This is a genomic window from Paenibacillus radicis (ex Xue et al. 2023), from assembly GCF_024722015.1.
In the GTDB taxonomy this organism is placed as follows: Bacteria; Bacillota; Bacilli; order Paenibacillales; family NBRC-103111; genus Paenibacillus_S.
The window spans coordinates 1-21,191 of the sequence record NZ_JANQBD010000022.1; the positions used below are offsets into that span (position 1 = coordinate 1).

Annotated in this window: 19 protein-coding genes and 1 pseudogene; 7 read left to right on the forward strand and 13 right to left on the reverse strand. The window is 46.4% G+C overall.

Features of this window, described 5'->3' with window-relative positions; all coding sequences use genetic code 11:
• Positions 1–681: 681 nt before the first annotated feature.
• Positions 682–1,563, reverse strand: coding sequence for an NAD(P)-dependent oxidoreductase (locus tag NV381_RS26340; RefSeq protein WP_419182302.1), 882 nt, complete (start codon positions 1,561–1,563; stop codon positions 682–684).
• A gap of 239 nt (positions 1,564–1,802) precedes the next feature.
• Here NV381_RS26340 and NV381_RS26345 point away from each other — a divergent pair, with 239 nt between their 5' ends.
• Together NV381_RS26345 and NV381_RS26350 are read left to right on the forward strand one after the other, a co-directional pair.
• Positions 1,803–2,543 carry a DUF975 family protein gene (locus NV381_RS26345; RefSeq protein WP_258216285.1) on the forward strand — a complete coding sequence of 247 codons (741 nt, stop codon included), beginning with the start codon at positions 1,803–1,805 and terminating at the stop codon, positions 2,541–2,543.
• Between the two features lie 32 nt (positions 2,544–2,575).
• Entirely contained in the window at positions 2,576–3,151 is a 576-nt protein-coding gene (locus tag NV381_RS26350; protein ID WP_258216286.1) for a DJ-1/PfpI family protein, read from the forward strand.
• An 81-nt stretch (positions 3,152–3,232) separates the two neighbouring features.
• Here the strand turns inward: NV381_RS26350 and NV381_RS26355 are convergent, their stop codons facing one another.
• Both NV381_RS26355 and NV381_RS26360 read right to left on the reverse strand, forming a co-directional pair.
• Positions 3,233–4,090 (reverse strand): hypothetical protein, encoded by an 858-nt coding sequence (locus NV381_RS26355; RefSeq protein WP_258216287.1) that lies wholly within the window; start codon positions 4,088–4,090, stop codon positions 3,233–3,235.
• 67 nt (positions 4,091–4,157) lie between these two features.
• Entirely contained in the window at positions 4,158–4,358 is a 201-nt protein-coding gene (locus NV381_RS26360) for a copper ion binding protein (protein ID WP_258216288.1), read from the reverse strand.
• A gap of 275 nt (positions 4,359–4,633) precedes the next feature.
• Between NV381_RS26360 and NV381_RS26365 the strand changes: the two genes are divergently transcribed.
• The 4 genes from NV381_RS26365 to NV381_RS26380 all read left to right on the forward strand — a co-directional run bounded on the left by NV381_RS26365 (position 4,634) and on the right by NV381_RS26380 (position 9,244).
• The gene (locus tag NV381_RS26365) at positions 4,634–4,909 is read left to right on the forward strand and encodes a hypothetical protein (RefSeq protein WP_258216289.1); all 276 of its coding nucleotides are present in this window, start codon (positions 4,634–4,636) and stop codon (positions 4,907–4,909) included.
• 139 nt (positions 4,910–5,048) lie between these two features.
• Positions 5,049–5,582, forward strand: coding sequence for a MarR family winged helix-turn-helix transcriptional regulator (locus NV381_RS26370; protein ID WP_258216290.1), 534 nt, complete (start codon positions 5,049–5,051; stop codon positions 5,580–5,582).
• 10 nt (positions 5,583–5,592) lie between these two features.
• Positions 5,593–7,377, forward strand: a complete 1,785-nt coding sequence (locus NV381_RS26375; RefSeq protein WP_258216291.1) for an ABC transporter ATP-binding protein — start codon at positions 5,593–5,595, stop codon at positions 7,375–7,377.
• A 58-nt stretch (positions 7,378–7,435) separates the two neighbouring features.
• On the forward strand, positions 7,436–9,244 hold the full coding sequence (locus NV381_RS26380; RefSeq protein ID WP_419182307.1) for an ABC transporter ATP-binding protein: 1,809 nt from the start codon (positions 7,436–7,438) through the stop codon (positions 9,242–9,244).
• 151 nt (positions 9,245–9,395) lie between these two features.
• Here the strand turns inward: NV381_RS26380 and yiaK are convergent, their stop codons facing one another.
• From yiaK to NV381_RS26410, 8 genes and pseudogenes are all read right to left on the reverse strand, one after another.
• Positions 9,396–10,397, reverse strand: coding sequence for a 3-dehydro-L-gulonate 2-dehydrogenase (gene yiaK, locus NV381_RS26385; RefSeq protein ID WP_258216292.1), 1,002 nt, complete (start codon positions 10,395–10,397; stop codon positions 9,396–9,398).
• Between the two features lie 16 nt (positions 10,398–10,413).
• On the reverse strand, positions 10,414–10,707 hold the full coding sequence (locus NV381_RS26390) for a Dabb family protein (protein WP_258216293.1): 294 nt from the start codon (positions 10,705–10,707) through the stop codon (positions 10,414–10,416).
• 153 nt (positions 10,708–10,860) lie between these two features.
• Complete coding sequence (locus tag NV381_RS38530) at positions 10,861–11,184, reverse strand: hypothetical protein (RefSeq protein ID WP_419182308.1); 324 nt, start codon at positions 11,182–11,184, stop codon at positions 10,861–10,863.
• Between the two features lie 63 nt (positions 11,185–11,247).
• Positions 11,248–11,406: pseudogene (locus NV381_RS38535) on the reverse strand (methyltransferase domain-containing protein); the annotation flags it as partial.
• Complete coding sequence (locus tag NV381_RS38540; RefSeq protein ID WP_419182303.1) at positions 11,387–11,530, reverse strand: class I SAM-dependent methyltransferase; 144 nt, start codon at positions 11,528–11,530, stop codon at positions 11,387–11,389. The pseudogene NV381_RS38535 and the gene NV381_RS38540, both read right to left, overlap by 20 nt.
• A 280-nt stretch (positions 11,531–11,810) precedes the next feature.
• Positions 11,811–16,157: an S-layer homology domain-containing protein gene (locus NV381_RS26400; protein WP_258216295.1), complete on the reverse strand. Its 4,347-nt coding sequence runs from the start codon at positions 16,155–16,157 to the stop codon at positions 11,811–11,813.
• Between the two features lie 415 nt (positions 16,158–16,572).
• Positions 16,573–17,133 (reverse strand): nitroreductase family protein, encoded by a 561-nt coding sequence (locus tag NV381_RS26405; RefSeq protein WP_258216296.1) that lies wholly within the window; start codon positions 17,131–17,133, stop codon positions 16,573–16,575.
• 158 nt (positions 17,134–17,291) lie between these two features.
• Positions 17,292–18,869 carry an AraC family transcriptional regulator gene (locus tag NV381_RS26410; RefSeq protein ID WP_258216297.1) on the reverse strand — a complete coding sequence of 526 codons (1,578 nt, stop codon included), beginning with the start codon at positions 18,867–18,869 and terminating at the stop codon, positions 17,292–17,294.
• 173 nt (positions 18,870–19,042) lie between these two features.
• Here NV381_RS26410 and NV381_RS26415 point away from each other — a divergent pair, with 173 nt between their 5' ends.
• Positions 19,043–20,440 carry an MFS transporter gene (locus tag NV381_RS26415; protein ID WP_258216298.1) on the forward strand — a complete coding sequence of 466 codons (1,398 nt, stop codon included), beginning with the start codon at positions 19,043–19,045 and terminating at the stop codon, positions 20,438–20,440.
• An 84-nt stretch (positions 20,441–20,524) separates the two neighbouring features.
• On the opposite strand, the gene NV381_RS26420 is transcribed toward NV381_RS26415, so the two are convergent.
• A complete protein-coding gene (locus NV381_RS26420) occupies positions 20,525–20,851 on the reverse strand; it encodes an antibiotic biosynthesis monooxygenase (RefSeq protein ID WP_258216299.1) in 327 nt (108 codons plus the stop codon).
• Positions 20,852–20,949: 98 nt separating this feature from the next.
• Positions 20,950–21,162 (reverse strand): CLC_0170 family protein, encoded by a 213-nt coding sequence (locus tag NV381_RS26425; protein WP_258216300.1) that lies wholly within the window; start codon positions 21,160–21,162, stop codon positions 20,950–20,952.
• Positions 21,163–21,191: the final 29 nt, after the last annotated feature.

The following is a 21,191-nucleotide window of genomic DNA, read 5'->3' on the forward strand; positions in this document are numbered from 1 at the left end:
TTTTGGAAATATGTACCTACGCTTAGGTGGGGTTGTGTTTTAACTATGTCATGGAAAAACTTTGTGAATTTTCACACGATGATTTACTAAGTTGATGATGTGTAAGGTCTGATGCAACGCTAGTGGAAAACATCATGTTAATTTCTCTGATTTAACGTATATCTATGTATATAACTGGAAATAGCGGCGCTAATTATGACCTATTCAGTCGATTCTCAGAAAACTCGTGGAGTTAGATGGAGAATTTCCAGTTATATCAGTATTTCAGAGAGTTCGGGTGAAATTAACATGAGAAATTCCTGTAAAAAGTAAATCTTCTATCCGAAGCCCTCAGGATGATGATACATCCGTGTCTTAGCGGTTGCTTTTCTTGCAATATCAGACTAGTTCAGCTCCTCTCCGCTGAGAATATTTATTAAGTCTGATATTATAAGTAAAGCCTTTATCCAAAGCTATCTGGATAAAAATACACTCGTGTCCCGTTAGACAAAATGATAAAAAGACAGGTGAAGGCGTGCTTTATTAGCGCACTCTCACCTGTCTTTCGCTTGTCTTCATCTGTAACGCCCTGTGCATAGGATAGGAAGCTTATGTGGCATCTTTGCCCATAAGGCAGCTGCCATATTTTTTTACGCCCAAGCTGCTGCCCCTCCATCCTATTCCCAAACAGCGGCCTCACTCTTACTTATCAATGATTTTGTACAACGCCTGTGTGCCGCTGTTCTCCTCGCCCATTGCCGCAAGCTGCTCGTACAATGACTTGGCTAATGACAGACCCGGCATGTCCAGCTTCATTTCTTCTGCTGCTTGCAAGGCGATTCCCATATCTTTGATGAAATGCTTCACATAGAAGCCCGGGTCAAAGTTCTCGGCAATAATTCGCGGTGCGAGGTTGCTGAGCGACCAGCTTCCAGCTGCTCCGGACTCAATGCTTTTCAACACGGTGGATGGGTCCAATCCCGCTTTTTTTGCATATACGAGGGCTTCACATACCCCAATCATGTTGCTCGCGATAGCTATCTGATTGCACATTTTTGTGTGCTGGCCAGCTCCGGCTTGTCCTTGATACACAATGTTCTTGCCAATGATTTCGAACAACGGCAGAACCGTATCGAACGCTTCCTTATCTCCGCCAACCATAATAGACAGCCTTGCTTCCTTAGCCCCTACGTCACCGCCGGAAACCGGAGCATCCAAGGATACCATCTTGTGCTCAAGAGCTGCTTCATATATCTTTACCGCCAGCGCAGGGCTGGATGTCGTCATATCAATAAGGTAGCTGTTCGGCTTAGCATTTCGCAGAATGCCCTGCTCCCCCAAATACACTTCTTCTACATCGCTCGGAAAGCCTACCATCGTAATGATAACATTACAGTGCTGCGCCAGCTGTCCAGGTGAATCCTGCCATTTGGCTCCCTGCTCAAGTAAATCCTCTGCTTTGGCCTTTGTGCGATTGTAAACATGAACCTCAAAGCCTGCCTTAATGAAATGACCGGCCATGCTTTTTCCCATAACACCTGTGCCTACCATACCTATCACTGTTTGCTCTTTGTTCAATCCCACTATCATTACCACCTTTCGTAGAGTCCAATCTCATTATATAAAAAAGGGCATAAGCAGAAAACAGACAATTCATGATGTTCTTCCAGTATAACAAGAAATGTCCTGCAATATAAGTTCCTACCACAGGCTGATGCTCTTCGGACTTCTTTTTATGGTATAATTTGGTTGAATATAAGTACTTATACAAAGAGCGGTTATTTAGCGCTTCCTGAACAAAATGAATCTTAGGGGGGATACATATGTGGGATCGCAAGATTCTCAAAGCAAGAGCCAAAGATGTGCTTAGATTGTCCTATTGGAAAGCATTTTTAGTTAGCCTTATTGTTGCGTTTGTAGGAGGTTCCAGCAGCGGGTCCTTTAATTTCAATTATAATCGACCTTCCAGCTTCCACTCGCCGGGTAATGAGGATTTCCCTTTGTTGGTTTTGATAATCATCATTATTGTCGCTGTTGCAGTCATCGTATTTGCTCTAGGGTTTCGTATTTTTCTCGGTTTTCCACTTGAAGTTGGAGGGAGACGCTATTTCTCTCAAGCCGCACAAAGTGATGTCAACATGAACTACCTGGGGTACGCTTTTACTAAAACAAGATATCTCGATATTATAAAAGCCATGTTCTGGCGCGCCTTCCTCACCTTCTTGTGGTTCCTGCTTCTAATCATTCCGGGTATTGTTAAAACGTACGCCTACAGTCTCGTTCCTTATATTTTGGGGGATAATCCGAACATCGGGTACAAGCGGGCTGTTGAATTAAGTAAAAACATGACAGCAGGCCAAAAATTCGATATGTTTGTATTGGATCTTTCATTTATAGGTTGGTATTTGCTAGGGGTATTAGCATTGTTCGTTGGTGTATTGTTTGTAATGCCTTATGAAAATGCCACAAAAGCGGAGTTGTACTTGGCACTGCGCCAGAATGCGCTTGATGAAGGCATATGCAGCTATGACGAACTGAGGCTGAACCGACCGATTATTGAGTAAAAAATTTTTTCAAAGAGAGTAGGTACTGGCAGATGGGAAAAGTATTATGCTTTATTTATCCAAATATGGCCGAATTCGAGGTCATGTTCGCTTTCCACCGGCTGCTGACAGTCGGCAACAAAGAGATCATTACCATCGGCAGTGACCTGAATCCGCTTGTCAGTCAATCCGGATTCATTTATACGGCAGCCGCTACGATCGAGGAAGCCTTCGACTACCCCGATATAGAAGCGCTGCTGATACCGGGTGGGCCGATTACAGAGCAGCCGCCTCAGCTCACACAGCTTATTCAACAGCTGGACAAGGAGCGGAAGCTGCTTGCCGCGATTTGCAACGGCCCCCAATTTCTTGGCCGTGCGGGCATACTGGACCGTCACAGCTTCACGACCTCCTGCTCTCCCGCTGCTATCGCAAGCCTCGGCGTAAGCGACCCTTTTCCTCGCGACCAATTTCTTCAGCAGCGGGTCGTTCGCGACGGTCATGTGATTACGGCTACAGGTCGCGCCTTCGTTGATTTCTCCTTCGCCGTTTTCGATTGGCTGAACCTATTCGACAGCAAGGAAGAGCTGCAGGCATTATATGAAGATATCCGCGGGCCTATTGCATAGGGCCCGTTTTTTTTCGTTAATCTATGGAGGACAACAAAAAACCATCCCGCATAGTACTTGGGACAGTCGGTTGCAAACCCTTTATTTCACATCAACTACAAAAGGTACTGTGAATACCTTGCCCTCATGCTGAAACTGTCCCCAGATTTTGTAGATACCGCTTTGCGGAAACGAAGTGGCGAACTTGGCGTCGGGGCCTGACGCTTTTTCATCTACAGGGTGAACATGGAGGTACTGCTCGGCATCCCTGGATAAGATAACTACATGGCCCACCGCGCCCAGGTAAGGCTGGAGGTTACTTATCCCCTTCTTCGTTGCCGCATCCCGGATGTTGAATGTTAAAGTAACCTCTTCCTTCGCCTTTGTTCCGCTAAGCTTGAGCTCAATTTCCTTATCCCCGACTTGCTTAATGAGACTGGAATCAGGCTTCACTTCAATCGGCGCTGCTTCCTGCCCTTTTACCTGCACCCATTCACTCTTGGTACTATTGGAGCCGCCGGCCGGAATGAAGTCAGCAAATACTTTAAACTTGCCTCCCGCAGGAAAGCGGGTTTTTACCGTGAACTTGCCATTACCCTGATAATCAGGATGAATATGGTTGAAGAAGGATAAATCTTGGCTGACAACAATGAGATGCATCAGCTTTTCATGATTTTCTTTAAATTGCTTAACCGGGGTACCGTCTTCACCTGTTATTTGTATCATTACTTCCGTATCCTGATTTGCATTTACTCCACCATCGCCAAAAGCAAAGGAAGCTTTAAGCTTATCCTGCGCAGCGTCCCCGCCGATCTTATCCGCAGCATTTCCCTGCCCATGACCGCCTCCATGACCGGAGGGATGGCTTTCTCCCGCCGTCACAGCCCCTTTGGAGCTGCCGCACGCTGTTAAAGTGCTGAATGCTATTATTGCAAGCAGCACAACTAATGTTTTCCTCATAGGTTACTCTCCACTCTGTTCTATTATTGCTACCATCGGATATGCGCCCAGCTTCTTTTATTATCAATTAAACAACGTCATATCCCTGATCCTCTATAGTTTCCTTTACTTTATTAAGGGTAACCTTTTGTTCATCAAAAGAAACCGCAACCGATTTATTTCCCAGATCAACCTTTCCGTCTACACCGATCTTCTCTAGCGCCCCCTCTATGGAATTAACACAATGTCCACAGCTCATACCTTCTACTTTCAATGTCACGTTCGTCATCTTTCATTTCCCCTTACTTGGTTAGTTTGTTATATGCGCCCAGAAACACTCGGGTAATAGATGATCATATGTGTTTAAGGACTCACGGTTCAATCATAGACTTTTAGAGTATTGAACAACTTCATGAACATAGTATACCCCACTACCCTATATTCAGTCAACTGCTATATGCTTTTCTGATAAAAATTCCTGAAATCTTTGAAACTATTCCACACTTCGTTAAGTCTAAAGATATTAGGTAGTATATATAAAAACTGGAAATAGGAGGGCATTCAATGACTTTATTAAAAGACAGCGAACACAAAGAATCGATTCAGCAGCTGCATGCTGAGCTTTGGAAGCAGCTTGAAAGCCAGGATGAAATGCAGGCAAAAGCTTTCCTGGAGCAATCCATACAACAGTTCCAGGAAAATAACCGTACAGAGTCTGTTTGGGGCGAAGCGGTAGAATTTGTGAGAACTCCGTGGTTCTGGGTATCGGTGCTCGCTGGATCGTTGGCGGTGTGTTTGGCGTGTTTTGTGTTCCTGTGGGCTGCTTTGAAGGTGGAGTAAAACTGGACGATCCAATCCCTATATTTGTTTCTGAAAGCCGCGTTTCGAGAATCTTCAATCGCACAGTTGACGGCTGCGGAAACAAATGGTAATAATATAGTTAGTCGACTAATTAAATTATAGGTGAGGGGGAATAACTATGGATACTCATACTTCAGATTCTCTGCACTCTGTGTTTATGCGGGTGCTGAGGACGCATCGCCACACTATGCACAGCCTGCTTCAAGATCAGGAAGTTTATCCAGGCCAGCCGCCGCTTCTCTTCGCCCTATCCAAGCAAGACGGTCAAAGCCAGAAGGAGCTTGCCGAGAAACTGCATATAAAACCGGCAACCCTAACAGTTATGCTGAATCGCACCGAGAAAAACGGGCTTGTGGAACGCAAACCGGACGATAAGGACCAGCGAATTTCCCGGGTGTATTTGACGGATAAGGGCAGAGAAGCTCACGAAGAGGTTCGGAATGCTTTTAAAATTATGGAAGCTCAATGCTTCGAAAATTTTACCGTTGAAGATCAGGAGCTGCTGCGCAAGCTGCTGCTGCAAATGTACGACAATCTAAAGAAAAACCTCGATCTGTTACAAGATCAAGAACAAGAACAAAGGTATGGACGGCCGTGTAACAAAGACGACAAGCCGCCCTGCTCTGGATCGAAATGCCGACAAACGAAATGAGGTGCTCAGCATGTGGAAATTAGCTAAATATCTTAAGCCCTACTGGCTGGCTGTCATACTTGCCCCGCTTTTTATGCTTATCGAGGTTTATATGGACCTGCTTCAACCGAAATACATGGCCAACATTGTTAATATTGGTATTCAAAATGGCGACTTAGCTTTCATTCAGCAGACGGGGCTGCTTATGGTAGGAACGGCTTTGATTGGCCTGATCGGCGGGATTGGCTGCACATTCTTTTCCAGCACCGCCTCGCAAAGCTTTGGCACTGATTTACGTAAAGACCTGTTCATCAAAGTGCAATCGTTTTCATTCCGTACTCTGGATACATTCAAAGCCGGCTCCCTCGTAACTCGGTTAACGAACGACGTTGTACAGGTGCAGAACGTTGTCTTGATGACGCTGCGCATATTAGTCAGAGCCCCTCTTCTCGTAATCGGCAGCTTGATCATGGCTATTACAATCAGTCCATCGCTTGCCTTGGTATTAGCCGCAGTCACTCCGATTCTGTTGATCGTGCTAACCACTGTAATCCGCAAGGGCTTTCCGCTTTTTTCCAAGGTTCAAAAGAAGCTGGATAGCGTAAACAACGTTTTGCAGGAAAATTTGACTGGTATCCGGGTCGTGAAAGCTTTTGTCCGTGCTGATTTCGAAAATAAAAGGTTCGGCAAATCCAACGAAGAATTAATGGAGATTGCCACCAAAGCCACTCGCATAGTCGTATTGATCATGCCGCTTATGATGCTTATTATGAACGCTAGCATTGCGCTCGTGCTCTGGTTCGGAGGGCAGCAAGTATGGAGCAGTTCCATTCAGGTGGGTGATCTAATTGCATTCCTCAACTATGTGACCCAGATGCTGTTCTCCCTGCTGATGGTCAGTATGGTGCTGATGAACGTATCTCGTGCCAGAGCCTCCGCTGAGCGGATGAACGAAGTGCTGGAGACCGATACGGAAATCATCAACAGCGCAACAGCCAAGACTAACGTTATCCGCAATGGAGAAGTTGTTTTCGATAACGTATCCTTTGCGTATCACACTAGCTCGGCTGCCGATTCTGACGCTGATGTTGAGAATAAAAATCCTAACGACATGAAATCGCTCGTTCTCAAAAAAGTCAGCTTCACGGCTCAGCCAGGCAAAACGATAGCCATCCTGGGCGCGACAGGTTCAGGTAAAACCAGCTTGGTTAACCTTATCCCACGGCTGTACGATACAACCTCAGGACGCATACTTATTGACGGAACCGATGTGAAGAATATCGATCTGCAGCATTTGCGGACCCGCATTGGAGTCGTTCTGCAGGAAGCGGTCTTGTTCACCGGAACGATTCAGGAAAATATAAGCTTCGGCAAGCCCGATGCAACGCAAGAAGAAGTGGAGGCGGCGGCCAAAGCTGCACAGGCTCATGACTTTATCATCGGCATGCCGGATGGCTACAAGACGGTTGTCGGACAAAGGGGAGTCAACCTCTCCGGCGGGCAAAAGCAGCGAATTTCCATAGCCCGGGCGATTCTCGTGAAGCCTCCCGTGCTGATTTTGGATGACAGCACAAGCGCTGTTGACTTGGGAACCGAAGCCCGGATTCAGAAGGCGCTCAAGGAGCAGTCCGCACACACCACACGGATCGTAATTGCGCAGCGGATATCGTCCGTACTCGAAGCGGATACCATTATTGTGCTGGAGGATGGGCAAGTGGTTGCCGAAGGAAACCATGCAGAGCTATACCGGACCAGCGCGGTGTACCAAGATATTTATAAATCGCAATTAGGCGAGGAGGCGGTTATCCATGGCTAACGAAAGAGATTCAATGAAGCATTCGTCTCCCGGTCCTGCAGCCGCCCCTCCTATCATGATGGGCCCTGGAGGCGGTCCCGGTGGTGGTATGGGGCCAGGCCGCGGAATGATGGGCAAAGTCGTACGCGCCAAGAATACTAAGGCCACCCTCTATAGACTATGGCAATACTTGCGCAAACAGCGCAAAAGTCTGATCACTGTTGTTATTTTAACCTCGCTCAGCACAGTATCGGCATTGATCGGACCCTATCTTATCGGGATTTCCATCGACAGGTATATCATCCCAAGAAACTACGATGGCCTATTGTGGCTTTGTCTCACCTTGTTTGCCATTTATGTATTTGGCGCGGCACTCTCATGGATCCAGTCCTACGTCATAACGGGACTATCACAGCGCACGGTTTTTGAGCTGCGGCGCGATTTGTTCGAGCATTTGCAGAAGCTACCGCTCCCCTACTTTGACAGCAAAACCCACGGTGAGCTCATGAGCCGGACGACCAACGATATCGAGAACGTGACCAACACCTTGAATCAGAGCGTGACTCAACTGTTGACCAGCGTCCTGACCCTTGCCGGCGCCATTATTATGATGCTTAGCTTGAATCTATGGCTTACACTGCTCAGCCTTATTATTATACCGGTGGCCATGGGTGTGACCGGCCAGATCGCTAAGCGGACCCGCAGCTTTTTTAGCCGACAACAGCAAAGCCTCGGTGAGCTCAATGGGTTTATTGAGGAAACGGTCTCCGGGCAGAGGGTGGTCAAAACGTTCAATCGCGAGGAAAAAGCGATTGAGGACTTCCATAAAATCAATACGAAGCTGCGAGAAGCCGGCAATAAAGCACAAATTTTATCCGGCTTCATCGGACCTGTCATGAACGTTATTAATAATACGAGTTACGCAATGATCGCAGCTGTAGGCGGTTGGATGGCTATCCAAGGCATGACCACCATAGGGATCATTGTCGCCTTCCTGAACTATTCCAAGCAATTCGGACGGCCTATCAATGAGCTTGCGAACCAGTTCAACATGATCCAGTCGGGTATTGCCGGAGCAGAAAGAGTATTCGAGGTTATGGATGTCAAACCCGAATTTGATGAAGCTAACGGAGGAAAACAATTGGGGCAAGTACAGGGCGAGGTCGTGTTCAATAATGTGAGCTTCAGTTATAAAAAGGATACGCCAACCCTGAAGAATGTTTCCTTGTCTGCCAAGCCGGGGGAAACCATCGCACTGGTCGGCCCCACGGGAGCCGGAAAAACAACCATCGTCAACCTGCTCACCCGCTTCTACGATATCGATAGCGGCAGCATTACTATTGACGGCGAAGATATCCGGTCGCTGGAGAAGAACAGCCTGCGCCAGCAGCTCGGTATCGTGCTGCAGGATGCTTATCTGTTCTCCGACACGATACGGGAGAACATCCGTTACGGCCGTCTCGATGCGACGGACGAAGAGGTTGAAGCCGCGGCGAAGCTCGCTAACGCCGACAGCTTTATTCACAAGCTGCCGCAGGGATATGATGCTCAGTTGACCGCGGAAGGCGGCAACTTGAGCCAAGGGCAGCGGCAGCTGCTCACGATCGCCCGGGCCATCCTGGCCGATCCGGCGATCCTGATCCTCGACGAAGCGACGAGCTCCGTCGATACGCGCACCGAGATGCATATTCAAGAAGCGATGAACTCGCTGATGAAAGGACGCACCAGCTTTGTAATTGCCCACCGGCTGAGCACGATCCGTGAAGCGGATCAAATTCTCGTGTTGAACGGTGGGGAAATCATAGAGCGAGGCAACCATCAAGAGCTGTTGGCTGCCCAAGGCTTCTACTACAACCTGTACACCAGCCAGTTCAACCGGGCTGTGTGACAGTTCTCTGTCTGATATCAATGGAACACGCCTGCAATTCAAAAGCGGGCCATCCCGAGTAGATTTATTCTACGTGGGGTGGCCCGCTTTTTTGGGAGTGGAACTCTCTCACCTGCTTATGAGTTCAGCCCGACATAGAGCTGCTAGCTGCTTACAACTCCAGCACCTGCTGCCAAATCGTCGGCTCAACAGGAATCCCCTGCTCCAGATTGATCTGTCTTCTGCGCAGCGTTTCTTCGCCGGGATAACGAACACTCCCCAAGCCAGGTGCCGGCTCCGCTGCTTGCAAATCCTGCACGATCTGCTCGATGCGTTCTGCCAGCTCCTGATGCGATGGGTCGCGGGTCATGTCAAAGGCCAGAAACACCTGCGAAATCCCCCGCTCTCCGCCCTCTTGAGCAAGATCGTAGGTAGACTTGCCTCCTGATAGCATGACAGCGATCAAATCGAGCATAATGGATAGCCCGGAGCCTTTCCAGTAGCCGATCGGCAGCGTTCGTTGCGTTCTCATAATGGCAGCCGGATCTCGCGTCAGATTGCCGGCGTCATCATAACCACCTTCAATCGGCAGCGGCTCCCCACGGAATATGTAAGACTGCAGCTGTCCATAGGAGAATTGAGCCATTGCCATGTCCAGTACGACGTGCCCTCCCTCGCGGGGAACAGCCAGAACGATGGGATTGTTGCCGATCTTGCTCTCTGAGGAGCCCCATGGAGGCATGTTTGGCATCGTATTCGTCCAGCAGATGCCAATACAGCCCGCTTCCGCGGCCTGCCAGCCGTAATTGCCGGGCCTCATCCAATGATTCGTGTTCTTCAGCGCAACAGCTCCCAACCCATGCTCACGGGATAGCTCAATGGCTCTTTCCATAGCAGCATGCGCGTTCAAATTACCGGGGCCATATTGACCGTCCCAACGCTCCAAGGCTCCCCAAGCTGTGATTCTCACAGGCTCTGCATCCACAACCACATTCCCTTTCTTAATCTGCTCGATAAAAGAAGGAAAACGGTTCAAGCCGTGAGAGTACACACCATCCCGGCTCGCATCGGCAAACATCCTCGCGCACAGCTCAGCCCGCTCGGAAGAAAAGCCATTCTTCAAAAGAACACGAAGCAGTTCACTCTTCATCTCGTCATAACTTACCCTGCTCATCTCAAGCTCTCCTTGCTTACCATGTGTAATCCAACACGATAACATCGGCAAAATGCTCTCTTACCAGTCCCACAGTCGACTGATGGCGTTCACTAGGCAAGTATGCATCAAGCGATGCCTGGTCTTCAAAGCCAATTCTCATGCCAACTTCGAAGCCTTTGCTTTTGCCCTCTTGGGAATGATTTAGACCGACTGAAAACTCGGCAATGCCGGGAATATCCTTCAAACCCTGCAGGGTCTCCACGACCTTCTGTTTATCTGCTTCCGTTGTGTCCTCATGCAATTTGAATAAAACCAGATGCTCTACCATTAGCCATTCCCCTCACAAATAAATTTTGATGTGTTTCCGCTTTGACAACGTTTTCTTACTGCTCTATATTTTACCACAGCAGTCTCGTCATTTGGCCTATGCTGCGGAAATACAGACAACATTTGTGCGTGGGAAGGGAAGCTTCTCTAATCGTCACCGGCAAATATAGACCGCCGTATTTTTCGGATCACGCCAAGTACCCCCATGACTCCGTATCATTCGTTCAGCTTCGACCTTCAGCCACATTCGCATTTCAGCATGCAGCTTTTCGTCATTTGGGATATCCAGCATGTTGAACATGGTACCCACATAAGCTGCAATCGGTTCAGAGTTGTGAAAGAGTAAAGCATTTTCATAGACAACTTCCCGAACAGAAGAAAAAGCGGCTCGCAAAATTTCATTCGCATTCTCGATACAAAAAGTATGAATAAAAGCTTCCTGCAAACTTGTCTCCTGATAACCAAAGCTCAATAACATTCGGTTGCGGAGCTCCCTTATTCCAGACAGCGATCTTTGCGAGTTTGTTGTAATAATTACATTTCCATTGGATGACAGAACTCTTTTCATTTCCCCCAATGCGATTGGTATATTTAACACGTGATACAGCATATGTCTAGCTGAAACCCACTGAAAGCCCCCTTCCCCAAAAGGGATCTGCTGCACATCCCCGACAAATCCCTCAATCTTGTGCTTCTGCAATCATTCCTGGGGATTGATCTAAACCCACGAGACGTCCTGAATGGCCTTGGTCTTTTAAAAAACGCAGAAATGCGCCTGGACCGCAGCCCACGTCCAGAACCGCTTCTGTCCCATTTAAATTCATTAGCTTTTGAGCTTCCACGTCCAGATTTATTGCATTCTCAGAGTACAGACGATGTGTATTGGCCCTTATCTTAAGGGGCTCCGAAGCTTATACTGCTCCTCAACATTGCCCTTCTGATTCATGTCGACATCCCCCAGTACCATTTTCTAAAATTATATCCCTGGCTTTATCAAAAATATATGGAATTTTCCGCTAGAAACCATGGAATTTTGTTGTACCTATAGGATGAGAAAGACCCACCAACTCTGCTTAAGAGATGGCGGGTCTTTTGCTTATCATGTTATTGATTAAACTGAACAATAGAAAGCATTCTGCTTAAAATTACAGAGCTTTGAGCGCGAGTAGCGGTTGCTGTCGGATCATACTTACCGGAAGCGACGCCTTCTACGATTTTTTTGTTAGCCATTACGGAAATAGCTTCCTTCGCCCAATTCTCAAACAGATTCTCATCTGTAAACGTTACATTCGATCCCACTTGGCTTTTGTTATCAAATCCCGCAAATTTCATTGCACGGTAGATCATCACAGCCATTTCCTGACGGGAAATTTTTTGATTCGGACGGAAGGTTTGATCATCGTAGCCCGAAACGATACCAACTTCTGCCGCAGCATACACTTGACCTTCAAACCAATCCCCGGAACGGACATCATTAAATTTGTTTTGGGATGAGGTTATCGGCTTCAATCCCATAGACCGGGCAATCAATGCTGCAAACTCGGCACGGGTAACCGCTTGATCCGGTTGGAACTCATCCTTCGACACGCCCTGCACAATGTATTTATTGGCCATACGTTCGATTTCGTCTTTGGCCCAATGAGTTTTAACATCGGCAAATGTAATATTATTTTCTAACAACATGTAAGTGCTGTTCGTTCTGCTATAAAGCGTGGCCTCAGCACCGGATACAGTGAACGGAACCGGCTGGTAAACAGGGCTTCCTTGACCATCCTTCTCTACACGAACTGCTGCTAAATTACGTGCGTTTAAGGTCCCTTCTGCTTTGATAGTACGAGGCACGAATTGAGTAAATGTAGAAAGCTCTACACTTTTTCCATCCGTTGAAGTGACTTTAACCGTAAATTCAACCGTTCCAAGCACTTTTTGACCGGAGGACTTCGCCTTTTCCGCGGCATCCTCATTCTTGGTAATCGTTATTTCAACATTAACATTTTCTTTGGAAACTCCAAGCTTCGCCGCCAACTCCTGAAGGTTGATCTGTTTCACAGGCAACTCATAGCTTCCTAATTTCGTATCAATGGTCACTGATTTCACTTTGTCTTCCGTCGCGATCTTTTGCAAGGCGCTGTTATTCAAAGTTACGACCATTTGATTTGCTTTTACAGTAGAATCTACTGCCAGCTTAAGCTTGCCAATGTCCGTATTCTTCAAAGCAGCATCAATTACTTTATCATCGACTTTAGCTTGAGCTACCTCTTTGCCATTAACCGTCTTAACTTCAGAAGTCAATGGTGTAGATTGGTTGTTTTTAGTTCCTTCTGCAGGAGTCGGTGTTACACCTGATGAAGATCCTCCCGATGAAGATCCCCCACTAGTACTGCCAGAGGACCCGGAACCAAAACGGACTACTGTTATTTGATAATTTTTCTTAGTACCGTTTTCAGCAGTGACTTCAATTGTGATGTTATTTGGTCCAGCAGACAGAGCAACTGTAGCACCGTTCGTGCCGGTCAGAACCGTTCCATTCACTTTAATAACCGAAGTATTAACTTGCGGTGTTGGATTGATGACAAGCGAGCTAACTCGATTCGCTACGTTGGCTATAGAGTAGTCTGTTTTATCTGCTGCAAACGCTGGTGACAAGTCTAGAGGCGTAGTACCATCCGTTACCTTCAAGCTGCTTAAGGTTGCCTCCGCTTCCTTCAAGTCTGATTCGGCCAAAGCAATATCAACCTTCAAATTCCGAATAAGATTATCCTTGATGGTGTTACCCTTAACAATAATATTTTTCCCTGTTTCGATCCTTAATCCGTAAGTATTTCCGGTTACAGTATTTCCGGTTATTGTGACGTTCTCAGGATCACCTGCACCTGCACCAAGCATATTTACGTTACTATCTCCATTATGATGAGATAGCAAGATTCCCGAGTAATTAGCTGCAGTGTTGCCTCTGATAATGTTGTTCTTAACAATGGTTCCTGGAGCATTGTGGAGTTTAATGCCAACTCCATCCTGAACTACATTAGTAGTCCCATCATCTCCACTCGTTCCGCCATACATTTTATAATCTAACGTTCCGATAATCTCGTTCGCTTCAATTATCGTATCTGGGGAACCCATGTAAACCATCACGCCGTCACGATTATGTTTAAGTGTATTATGATGGATATAGTTCTTCGGGCCGGAAGCTGAGTGATTCGTATTTGGTGGAGTACCTCCCGTATTGCCGACCCCAATCGCTTCCTTCGGAACATTTTCGATCAAGTTATAGCTGATTTCATTTAAATATTCATTTTCACCATGAAGATCAAGAGAGTCTAACAAGGTCCCATTGGCATAGTTTTTTGTTATCAGGTTGTTATGCGCGAAATGCTGGACAATCACTCCATGTCGGAGATAGGGCCCAAGGAACTTATTGTTTTCAACAAGGTTGAAATACACATCAATAGGTTCACCGAAGTGATCAACTTTAGTAGTGTCACCTTGAACAGCTATGCCATATCCTGCTCCCCCTGCGCCGACATCAGTAGCGTTTTTAAAGGTGCTGTTTCGAATGGTGATTTCTTGGCTCCGGCTAACCCTTATGCCCATACGTTGGAAATGCTCTACAGTGACATTCTCAACAACTATTTTATTAGATCCAATACCACCACTCTGGTCGATATAGATCCCGTTTCCATATCCCCCGATTTTAGGATTCGCTGTATTTGTGTTCGTAGAATATGCATATTTCGGTTGACCGTCTGGTCCCATTTCATTCAACTTGTCCCCAAAAATCGACTTGATAGTAAAATTGGAGATAAGCAATTCTTTCTTGGCGAAAGCTTTAATTACTCGTGAGCTGCCATTCAGTTCATTAAAGTAAGAGAGTAGAACGGTGCCTTGTTCGCTTTCACCACGAAGATTGACGTTACTCTTCACTTGGAAATTGGATAAAGCATCCGTACTCATCGTTGATTTGAGGTGGTAAACACCGTTAGGGAAATAGATTTCATGATTAGCAAGAACTCTAGGATCACTTATGGCATTATTAATAATAAGCGAATTATCAAAATTAGGATCATCCGGTTTAGCACCAAAATCTGTGACAATGTTCCACGTTTTTATTGGATTGCGATTTGGCTCATACGGAATGTATGGCGCTCCATCTCCATCGACTAAACCAGGTACAGTGTTACGTTTTGCCGGAGGTTTTGGAGGCTCCGTATAAGGAACCGGAATAAGATTAGTACTGCCATCCGCAGCCGGCGGATAGATTTGGAAGGCTGTTAAGCTGTTCCAATCCTTTGAATTCGGTGCGCTGTTCCCATTTCCGAGGTACCGCACGTAACGAGCTGTTATATTCTTGCCACTCAGATTGACGAGCTCCACTTCTTCTGTTGTTCCACTGCTTTCTTGCCCCACGAGTACTGGTGTCCAAGTTATCCCATCGTTGGAAACAAGAATATCAAAAAAGGATTTCCTGATTTTCCCCGCATTGAACGCAATGCCCAGATAACCTATCGGCTTTGCTGAGCCTAGGTCCAGCTGTATCCACTGACGTTGATCAGCCGTGTTTTGAGCAGACCACCGATAGTAGCGATTGTTGCCTACCACGTTTTGAGGAATGTTACCGTCATCGGCACTGGCTGTTACGTTAGCCGGCAGAATCGTATAGGGAAGATTAGGTCCTGAACCTTCTAATTTCTGAAGAATCAAGGCTGGTTTTTTGTTGGTACTACCGAACAACGAACTGCTAAAATCAGCGTCAGTGTTAAAAGAGTTATAAATGGTCGAAGCACCGGTTTGTGTCTTTTCAGTTGCTCTAACCAAGAAGCTAACCGCTCCTGCAGTTTTATTTTGTTTGACGAAATTAGTTACGTCAACCCTATATTCATCATCAGCTGCGGTAGGGGAAAAGGTTCCCAGTTCAGTGGCCTGAGCCCCATATTTTGTCTCATATCTCAATAATGAATCTGTTACCGAACTATTGTATCGCACTGCTGCATTGGTCCATGTAATCAAGTTTGAACCTGCCGGTGGTACTGGTGAATTCGTAACTACCCATTGGTAATTAATATCGGAACTCCAATTGTTGTAAGTTACCCCTACCACAGTAAAACTTGGATTTGTTGTAACCGTTGTTTTTGCCTTTATGCTCAATAATATTTTATCCGCTTGGGTTACTTTGCTAGGATCGGGCAAATCGAACTTAAAGTACGCTTGCCGCTCCGTTCCATTACCTGCTTTGACATTATAACTAGCAGTTGAGCCACCTTGATGGTTTCTTGGAAAGTGAAACCCCTGGTACGCAGTGGTTTGTTCAATGACAGCGTTCGCACTCGCACCGTATTTAGCTAGTTCGTTGATCGTTTCTGCATGCACCTGCAATGGTGCAATAATCAGTACCATTTGCAAAACAAGCAGCGCACTCAAAAATAAACTTACTGTTTTCTTAATTTTGCTCACTAGAATCGCCTCCCTTATCATTTTCAAAAATCTAAAAGTTGCACTAAACCAAAATATGTAAACGATTTCAAATTATTGATCCTCCTTTTACAAATAGACAAGCCTATGCCTAAATATATAACAAGATGCTTAGCTCGAATTGTTGTTTTTTCGTTTGCGATTGTGTTTTTATTGGCTTATTTCAAATAAAAAGCCCAGCTTCTTTTTCTGGAAGAATGGCTTTTGCACCCACTATTAGGAATGTGGAAACCATCCCCAGTTCCTATCTTAAAGGGATGGAAGTCACCAAGCAGGATCCGTAAAACACAAAAAAGACCCTTTAGACAAGCGCCATCCTGCCTCTTGTTTAAAGGATCCTCTATACTCTAACTCAGTCATGCCCAAATCACACCAAATAACTTCATGCCCTTATAAACTACTCAATAATAGTCAGCAGCCGTTCGGCAGGGGTTCTCTCCTGCGCTGAGGGAATGCTCGCCGGGTAGCCAATATGCAGACTGCCTACTACCTTCTCACCCGGTCCGATGCCCAGAGCTTCACGGAAGGCGGGATCGTGCATAAGCGGATAGCTCTCCCACACCATACCTACTCCGCGTTCCCAAGCAAGCAGGCTGAAGTTGTGGATCAAGCAGCTCGTTGAAGCATAATCCTCCTCGCGCACCACGACATGAGGGTTTTCCTTCATTACCACAACCAGGAACATTGGCACGGACATCAGCTTGTCGTAAAACTTCTGCCCTGCCGCCTGACGTTTCTCCGGATCGCGCTCGCGCTTCTCGTTCAGAGAACGGCTCACCTCAGCAATCTTCTTGCGCCCGTCCCCATGTAACAGAATAAATCGCCAAGGCTCGGTCATTTTGTGATTAGGCACCCAAACAGCTGTATCCAATAGCTCCATAACCAATTCAACAGGTACTGGGCGCTGCTCGAAACGATGCACGGACCGTCTTTCCTTAATCAATTGGGCTAATTCCATATGAATCTCCTCATTTGCTGAATTAATATGATAATCATTCTCATCAATATTAATCGTACATCAATTCAACAACGGGTGAATAGATATTCCTGTTTATAGCTTGGATTTTTCCACAGCCTTGCTCTCTTAACTCCATCGAGCCTTTGTAAGGCCATTGTCTAGTTTTTGTATTGCATGAAATGCTGCACAGTTTGATCAACAAGACTCTCATGAACCGCCGCATTATACAATAACGGGTCGACATGCCGGATAAACAGGCAGTGCTTCTTCCCCCGCCCTTTTCTTAGCTGATCCCAACGGTCTTCCAGCTGTGCGCAATACGCCTCCGTCTCCAGCTTGTCCACCAGGAACAAGACATTGTCGCAATCCAAAGCAGCTACTTCAGTCAAAGAGGTGGCATCCATCGTAGCAATATGCCTCGTAAGATCAGGCGGAGTTACCTGCAGATCGTCATAAAACAGGTCTTTCATCTTACGCCTCTGCATACCAAACACCCGAAACCGCTCCTCACTGGCGCGAACCAACAACACCGGCTCATCCCCCAAATGATTGCGTATATGAAAACGTGCATTCTCCACCTTCATGTCAAAATAAGATAGCCACCGCTCAGCGACACTGGTCACACCGAGATGCTTGCTGATTTCAAGCAGCCTCTCTTTCCAAGACATCCGTTTCCAATGAAGCATGACAACAGGTGCGATTTCTGATAACGACCGGTACACCTCATCAGATATAGGGGAGGTCAGAATCAGCTCCGGTTGACATCTTTTAAGCTGCATAAGTGCTTTATCGGGTGATTCCGACCAGCCTCTCTTTAAAGCGACCTGCGAGGTAATTCCAAGTACGGACAAATCGCCATGAAATACAGGGGACAGACTGGCAACTGTCTTCTGAGCACAAGCTGCGAACTCGGTCGGGGCCATGCCCATATGCTTTTTAAACAAACGGCTAAAGTAATATTCATCTGCATACCCTATGGAATGAGCTACGTCTATAATAGGCTCCCGTGTATTTGCCAGTAAGCTTAAAGATGCATCCAGCCTGATTTTGGTAATAAATTTATTGGGACTAAGCCCTGTATGTCTGCGGAATGCCTGATAAAAACGGCTGGAGCTGGATCCCGACAGACGGGCAAGCTCTTCAATGTCCATATCGCGGTGATATTGCTCAAGCATGTACTGCCGGGTCTGCTCGACGTAACCCTTTAGCCCTTCCTCCAGCTCCTTCGGCTTTTGTACCAAAGTCATGAAGGCGGCGGCCATTGCATAAAGATGCGATTGAAGTTGATATAAAAGCGCAGGTTCTCCCTTTTTACAATCACTCATAAAATCTTGAATCCAGCTGCGAACCTGCGGCATTCGGAAGCTATACAGCTGGAATTCCTCTATCAGCAGCAGCGGCTGAGTACGAACATGAGGCTTATGCTGGGTAACGGAATGCTGGAATGGCAAACAATGAAACCCTATAATTAGTAGTGAAGCCGTACGTTCAGCTTCATTATGCAGGGTAAAATCACAATCAGGCGGAATGAGGAAGAACTCACCGCTAAGAACCTTGCCTGTCTTGCTTTTATCTTTATTGTATAAAGTCACCGTTACGTTTTCCTGAAGCGCAAAACCAAAGCAGTGTTCATTCCTTCTATTGACGCGCAAGTCGCTTCTCTCCATTACATGGAGCTCTTCAGTCCCTATGTATTCCAATGAAAAGTAGCCCCTGCGATCTGGTTTAAAAGACATAAACACACATCCTTAGTAATAGAAGTAGTTTAAAATTTCATGTATCCTTAAACTCATACTATTTGAAAATGATTCTCATAGTCAATGTAAGTTTTTACAAGCTTTTCCCATAGCCTGTTAAATGCGTTATACTAAAGTATTGTTAGGTATTGATGATTCAAGAAGGAGGCTCTATGACTACTACATCTCAATCGGGAGAGAAACTAATCCGGGTACTAGCTTTTACACTGATTCTTTCTGTAATGAATGCGACTATGTTTAACGTCGCTTTACCTACAATCGGAAGGGAATTCCAACTCTCGGCATCGCAAGTAAGCTGGGTGGTCACGGCTTATATTATCGTGTATGCAATCGGCTCGGTAACCTATGGAAAATTGGCGGATAAGTACCGTCTCAAGGATTTATTAACCATAGGACTGACTTTTTTCGCAGTGGGTTCCTTGCTTGGCTTTGCCGCAACACATTACTGGATGATTATTGCAGGACGTATTCTTCAATCCATAGGCGCGTCCGTCATCCCGGCCACAGCAATGATTATTCCGGTGCGCTACTTCCCGCCCGAAACCCGCGGCAGAGCACTCGGAATTACGTCCTCAGGCTTAGCACTGGGAACGGCTATCGGTCCCATTATTGCAGGATTTGTGACAAGCCTCGCCAGCTGGCGCTATTTGTTCCTATTATCCGTAATCGTTCTGCTCACATTGCCATCTTACCGTAAATACTTGGATGACAATAAAGGAACGGAAGGCAAAACTGATTTGCTCGGCGGCTCCATACTAGCCATAACCATTACCGTGTTTTTGCTTGGCATCACCAATGGAGCCTGGACGCTGTTTCTCGTTGGGGCTGTGCTGCTTGTGCTCTTTATCCTGCACATCCGCCGTTCGGCACATCCGTTTATTCAGCCCTCTATCTTTAAGAACAAGAACTATACCATCGCCATCCTGGTTTCATTCATCGGCAGCGGGCTGGGCTTTGGCATCCCTTTTATCATTCCGCAGATGTTAACTCAATTGAATCAGTTATCCCCTGCAGTTGTCGGCTTCGTCATGTTCCCTGGGGCTATTATAGCATCCTTCCTTGGGAGGAGCGGCGGAAAGCTGGCAGACCGAAAGGGTAATGTTATGCTTGTGCTTATAGCTGTTGCTCTGCAGTTTATTTCCTTTGTGCTGCTGTCCATTACCGCCGGGATCCAACCGACTATACTGTGGGTATTTCTGATCTTCGGCAATATTGGAGCTACATTCTTGGGAATAGGATTGTCCAATACCGTATCGCGGACGCTGCCAAGAGAACAAACCGGGGTCGGCATGGGCCTCTTCATGATGGCCAACTTCATATCGGGGGCTATTGCAACCTCACTCATCGGCAGAATGCTCGATTCCGGGGAAACCGCTCCGGCGTACAATCCGCTGCTACTGATACCTTCGGCTGCCGTGTTCAGCAATATCTTTCTGGTACTAAGCTTGCTCATCATTGTAAACACGGTGCTGTTCTACTTCCAATTTGGTCGAAAGCAGACCGACACCAGCAGCACCAAACGCACCTCACCCGGTGAAAACCCCGCATAACCAAACAGTCCAGCAGAGCCGTTAAGGCCAATGCTGGACTGTTTTTGTTATGCGCTGCTGGCACAAGCTCACACCGCATGCGATTTACTTGCCAAATGTGCCTGGTTTTACCTTTTTCACTTCATACATATTAACATTCGAACTAATAACATATGCCGGCTTTTCTTGGCCTCTGCTGTTACGATGACCTTCAATATGAACAGGGTCCTTCTCCCAATTTTTCCAGGCCTCCTCAGATTCCCACCTGATCATAGCGATAATTTCTTCGGTCTCTTTACTTTTTTTGTTAACCATGACATGCACATCGAGAAGTCCTTCCATTTCATCAATCCGCGTTGGCTGCCCGAACTTTTCCACAACCTTGTCGGAATTTCCCTTCTCTACTACGATGGTTCTCATTTGAATAAACATAAGCAGACACCCCTCCATGTTGCAACTAGGATATCTTCACTATAATGATAATGGTTATCATCGTCAAATGTTGCTTATAAAAGGGTTGGATACCTCATTCAAAGCTGCATGCTTTGATAAAACAAATTGACTATGAACGTACCCAAGCCTGCTATGATATTAAACCATCCCAAGAAACGAGCCGTACGTTGTTCCCTCTTCATGCCTGTACGGTTATAGCCCTTTACGTCAATCCACAGAATAAAGACCCCTGTAAGCAGCATTAATAATACGGTGAAGTTCGCATACCCTATTGAAAAGGTTAGATTCAAACGTTATAAACCCTCCATTCCGGCTTCGT

Coding starts and splice junctions, on each gene's coding strand:
- NV381_RS26375 (WP_258216291.1), top strand. CDS start 5,593: ATGTGGAAATTAGCTAAATATCTTAAGCCCTACTGGCTGGCTGTCATA.
- NV381_RS26370 (WP_258216290.1), top strand. CDS start 5,049: ATGGATACTCATACTTCAGATTCTCTGCACTCTGTGTTTATGCGGGTG.
- NV381_RS38540 (WP_419182303.1), bottom strand. CDS start 11,530: ATGAATTTAAATGGGACAGAAGCGGTTCTGGACGTGGGCTGCGGTCCA.
- NV381_RS26415 (WP_258216298.1), top strand. CDS start 19,043: ATGACTACTACATCTCAATCGGGAGAGAAACTAATCCGGGTACTAGCT.
- NV381_RS26390 (WP_258216293.1), bottom strand. CDS start 10,707: ATGGTAGAGCATCTGGTTTTATTCAAATTGCATGAGGACACAACGGAA.
- NV381_RS26420 (WP_258216299.1), bottom strand. CDS start 20,851: ATGTTTATTCAAATGAGAACCATCGTAGTAGAGAAGGGAAATTCCGAC.
- NV381_RS26405 (WP_258216296.1), bottom strand. CDS start 17,133: ATGGAATTAGCCCAATTGATTAAGGAAAGACGGTCCGTGCATCGTTTC.
- NV381_RS26380 (WP_419182307.1), top strand. CDS start 7,436: ATGGGCCCTGGAGGCGGTCCCGGTGGTGGTATGGGGCCAGGCCGCGGA.
- NV381_RS26360 (WP_258216288.1), bottom strand. CDS start 4,358: ATGACGAACGTGACATTGAAAGTAGAAGGTATGAGCTGTGGACATTGT.
- NV381_RS26350 (WP_258216286.1), top strand. CDS start 2,576: ATGGGAAAAGTATTATGCTTTATTTATCCAAATATGGCCGAATTCGAG.
- NV381_RS26410 (WP_258216297.1), bottom strand. CDS start 18,869: ATGTCTTTTAAACCAGATCGCAGGGGCTACTTTTCATTGGAATACATA.
- NV381_RS26345 (WP_258216285.1), top strand. CDS start 1,803: ATGTGGGATCGCAAGATTCTCAAAGCAAGAGCCAAAGATGTGCTTAGA.
- NV381_RS26365 (WP_258216289.1), top strand. CDS start 4,634: ATGACTTTATTAAAAGACAGCGAACACAAAGAATCGATTCAGCAGCTG.
- NV381_RS26355 (WP_258216287.1), bottom strand. CDS start 4,090: ATGAGGAAAACATTAGTTGTGCTGCTTGCAATAATAGCATTCAGCACT.
- yiaK (WP_258216292.1), bottom strand. CDS start 10,397: ATGAGCAGGGTAAGTTATGACGAGATGAAGAGTGAACTGCTTCGTGTT.
- NV381_RS38530 (WP_419182308.1), bottom strand. CDS start 11,184: ATGTTATTGAGCTTTGGTTATCAGGAGACAAGTTTGCAGGAAGCTTTT.